The organism is Falsiroseomonas sp., from assembly GCF_041690465.1.
Taxonomy (GTDB): domain Bacteria; phylum Pseudomonadota; class Alphaproteobacteria; order Acetobacterales; family Acetobacteraceae; genus Falsiroseomonas.
In genome coordinates this window covers 1-3,233 of record NZ_JAWLHG010000100.1, presented here as the reverse complement: position 1 = coordinate 3,233, position 3,233 = coordinate 1, and the positions used below count along the sequence as shown (strand labels likewise).

3 protein-coding genes are annotated in these 3,233 nt (G+C 67.0%); 2 read left to right on the top strand and 1 reads right to left on the bottom strand.

Annotation, left to right across the window (positions count from 1 at the left end):
* Positions 1 to 58 precede the first annotated feature (58 nt).
* Positions 59 to 1,294 carry a site-specific DNA-methyltransferase gene (locus ACESM1_RS30255; protein ID WP_372625114.1) on the bottom strand — a complete coding sequence of 412 codons (1,236 nt, stop codon included), beginning with the start codon at positions 1,292 to 1,294 and terminating at the stop codon, positions 59 to 61.
* A 752-nt stretch (positions 1,295 to 2,046) separates the two neighbouring features.
* Between ACESM1_RS30255 and ACESM1_RS30250 the strand changes: the two genes are divergently transcribed.
* Both ACESM1_RS30250 and ACESM1_RS30245 read left to right on the top strand, forming a co-directional pair.
* A complete protein-coding gene (locus ACESM1_RS30250) occupies positions 2,047 to 2,541 on the top strand; it encodes a hypothetical protein (protein WP_372625112.1) in 495 nt (164 codons plus the stop codon).
* Positions 2,538 to 3,155 carry an ADP-ribosylglycohydrolase family protein gene (locus tag ACESM1_RS30245; RefSeq protein ID WP_372625110.1) on the top strand — a complete coding sequence of 206 codons (618 nt, stop codon included), beginning with the start codon at positions 2,538 to 2,540 and terminating at the stop codon, positions 3,153 to 3,155. Before ACESM1_RS30250 ends, ACESM1_RS30245 begins: the two co-directional genes overlap by 4 nt.
* The last annotated feature ends 78 nt before the right edge of the window (positions 3,156 to 3,233 follow it).

The window sequence follows — 3,233 nt, the reverse complement described above, 5'->3', positions numbered from 1 at the left end:
AGGCACGCAACCCCGAGCTCAGCGGCGCGGCGTAGACGCCAGCCGAAGTGGGGAATTTTCAGCCAGCACTTCTGAGGAATTCGTCCTCAGCATTGACACCGAGAAAGGGGTCAAGCACGAGATCGCCCCGCGCCGAGCAGTCGAGGATGGCGTCCGCCACCAGGGCGACCGGCTTTACCGTCGGGTGCAGCGCGAGCAGGCTGCCCTCCTCGCCCCGGCGCCCGAAGGAGTTCACCCCCGGGTAGGACCAGAGATTGCTCCGGTGCCGTCCATGCCGGCCGAGCTCGACGTTGTTGCGGTGGGATGCCCGGCCCGACTTGTAGACGAAGACCAGCTCGTGCTGGCTGCGGTAGAGCGAGCCCATGCCGGCGTTGTCCTTCGCCCAAACGCAGAGGTTCTTCAGCTCCGAGTAGACCTCGCCACCGGCGGCCAGCAGCTCGGGCATGTGACGCCAGTCCATGCAGACGAAGTGCAGCGCTCCGTCGCGGCTGTGTCGCGCGGCGGGGCCGAGCGCGCTTCGCAGGAAGGCGGTGAACTCCGTCGCGCTCATCTCGCCCGAGGCCATGGCGAACTCGCGGTGCTGGACGGCGCCGAGGCCGCTGACATGGCCGGCGATGGGCACGTTGTAGGGTGGATCGGTGAACACCATCGCGGCCCGCTTGCCGGCCATCAGCTGCGCATAGGCCGCCTCGTCCAGGGCGTTGCCGCAGAGCAGCCGATGGCGGCCGAGCTTCCAGAGGTCGCCAAGGTGACTGACGGCTGGGCCGGTGGGGAGAGTGGCCGGAGCGTCGGCCGGGTCATCCTCGCGCTTGGGCGCCGCATCGAGGCTCTCGATGCGGAGGTCGATCTCGGCCATCTCGAAGCCGGTCACCTCGAGGCTGAAGTCGAGGTCGACGAGGGAGAGGTCGCGCAGCGTCTCGGCGAGGAGCTGCTCGTTCCAGGTCGAGGTCTCAGCGAGGCGGTTATCCGCGATCATGAAGGCGCGGGCCTCGTCGGGGCTGAGGTGGTCGAGGCAGATGGTGGGCACCTCGGTCCAGCCGAGCTGCTGGCAGGCCAGTATGCGGGCGTGGCCGGCAATGACCCCGCCCTCACGGTCGATCAGGACGGCGCCGTTGAAGCCGAAGGTCTTGATGCTGTGGGCAAGCTGGCGGATCTGGCGCGGGCTGTGGACCCGGGGGTTACGATCATTGAGCTTGAGCCCGGCGATCGCGTGATAGGCAATACTGAGGTGGCGCGGGGCTTCGGCATGGCTCTGGCCTGCGGGCCGGGACTTCTTGCGGGCGACTCGATGCATTGGGTGGTCTCCGATTCGGGGGAGACCGCCTAATCATCACGTTCCGGCTGTGGAGAAAAAGCGGGTAGCGAAAGGCTGCGGCACTTCGCTGATCAGCAAGGCTCGGCTAGGAGCCTGTCCGAGAAAGCAGATTCGCGACAAAGGGCGACACAACCTTGCTCCTATAGCGCCTGTGAAAGTGAAAGCGGATACCGATGATAGCCTTCGTGTATCAAAATTGCTGACTGCGGTGTGGGCGAGGAATACTCGGACAGGCTCCTAGGCGGCGTTGGAGCTCCGCGTGCCACACACTCGCGATTGGCAGGGGGAGGTCCACCAAGGGGCTATGAGCGCCGACGCGTTGCAGGAGGTGCGTGAACTCGTCGCGCTCGTGCTGTTCGGCTTGCAGGCGGTGGACCGCAAGGTGGTACCGATATCGGAGCGTCTCACCGGAGATGCTGTGGTGCTGGTTAGAGTTGTCGAAGCAGCCGACGAACGTGTTGAACGTGTATTTGCGGCAGACCTGGTTTATGGACAGTCCAGTCCGAACCATCACCTCCTGAACCGCCACCCAGATCTGCATGTCATCATGATAGCCGTAGTACTTAGGCCGCCCAGCACTCAGCTTGGTGGGGTTGTGCTTGAGTTTCAACGAAGGCGGTTGAGGCCTGCAGTCCGCGCGCATGGAGCCGTCTCTCAGTTTTACATCCGTGTGATCTTACCGCAGTTAGAACCGATTCGTCGCGCCCCAGGCGGGCTCCCGCACGTTTTCCGTGTGCAGCGTGCTCTGCGCCGAGCTGGCGACCGATCTCTGGCTGCGCGGCATCGCCGATTTCGAGGTGCTGCGGAGCGAGGTGGACGACGCCGGCTATGACCTGGTGCTGGAGGCCAACGGCTGTCTGCGGCACATCCAGCTGAAGGCGAGCTGGGCCGGCGCGGCCACCGCCGACGTCAGCGTCAGCACCCGGCTCGCGCGCAAGCCGTCCGGCTGCGTGGTGTGGATGCTCTACGACCCGCGGACACTGCGGATCGAGCGGTTCCGCTGGCTAGGCGGCGCGCCGGGGGCGCCGCTGCCGCCGCTCGGGGACAAGGTGACACGGCACACCAAGGGCGACCGGCTCGGCTACAAGGCGGAGCGGCCGGGACACCGCACCGTGCCGAAGGCGCGCTTCGAGACGCTGCACTCGCCCGCCGAGCTGCTGGACCGGCTGTTCGGGCCGTTCGCGGCGACGCAGGGTGGGGGAGCACAGGAAGGCCCTGCCGAGTGACTCACCGGCCTTCCAGGCCAGCGCCCGCGGCTGCGCCGACAGCACGTGCCCGGGCAAGGGGCTGTCTGCTCGGTGGCGCGGTCGGGGATGCGCTCGGGGCCCCGGTGGAGTTCATGTCTCTCGCCAAGATCCGGCGGCAGTTCGGGTCTGACGGGATCCGCGACCTCTCTCCCGCCTATGGGCGGGCCGGTGCGATCACCGACGACACGCAGATGACGCTGTTCACCGCCGAAGGCCTGCTGCGTGCATGGGCACGGCAGAACACCAGGGGCATCTGCAATGTGCCGTCCGTCATCCATCATGCCTATCTGCACTGGCTCCTGACCCAGGGCGAGTGCTCAGAAGGCACAAGTGCCGGGGAGGACGGGTGGCTGTTCTCGGTGCGCGCATTGCACGCCCGACGCGCGCCCGGCGTCACCTGCCTCTCCGCCCTTCGCGCGGCACGCGGTTACGGCGACCCCGCGGTGGCGGAGAATGACAGCAAGGGCTGCGGCGGGGTGATGCGGGTGGCGCCGATCGGGCTGGTCGCCGCGCAGCTGGGTGGCGACGATCAGGTCTTCGGGCTGGCAGCGGATGTCGCTGCCCTCACCCATGGTGCGATAGCTGAGACTTGATCGGACAGTCTGTGTTGGTTCTCGAAGGATGGAGCCGGTGGGCGGGGCGCGGTCCTTGCCCTCGCGCTCGGACCGCGG

What these genes read in the sequence shown, in the direction of transcription:
- ACESM1_RS30255 (WP_372625114.1), bottom strand. Translation starts at nt 1,294, where the DNA reads ATGCATCGAGTCGCCCGCAAGAAGTCCCGGCCCGCAGGCCAGAGCCAT.